Raw genomic sequence first — 401 nt, 5'->3', positions numbered from 1 at the left:
CGCTACTGGGGCCACTGGACCTCAAGGGAACACGGGCGCTACCGGCGCTACTGGTGCCACTGGACCTCAAGGTATTCAAGGGCCAACGGGCGCTACTGGTATAGGAGTTACCGGACCTACTGGACCTTCTGGTGGGCCTCCTGGACCTACTGGACCTCAGGGACCTCAAGGTAATACAGGTGCTACTGGACCTCAAGGTATTCAAGGGCCGGCAGGTGCTACTGGGGCCACTGGACCTCAAGGTGCTCAAGGACCGGCGGGTGCTACTGGGGCTACTGGACCTCAAGGTGTTCAAGGGCCAACGGGCGCTACTGGTATAGGAGTTACAGGACCTACTGGGCCTACTGGACCTAGCTTCCCTATAGCAACAATTGTTGTAACAAACAACATTCAACAAACAG

1 pseudogene is annotated in these 401 nt (G+C 57.1%); it reads left to right on the top strand.

The features are described from left to right. A pseudogene (locus MR083_RS26980) lies at positions 1–401 on the top strand (collagen-like protein); the annotation flags it as partial.

The sequence above is a fragment of the Bacillus cereus group sp. BfR-BA-01408 genome, assembly GCF_022663305.1.
Classification (GTDB): Bacteria; Bacillota; Bacilli; order Bacillales; family Bacillaceae_G; genus Bacillus_A; species Bacillus_A pacificus.
Note: the sequence above shows the minus strand (reverse complement) of the source record. Positions and strands in the feature narration are given on the sequence as shown.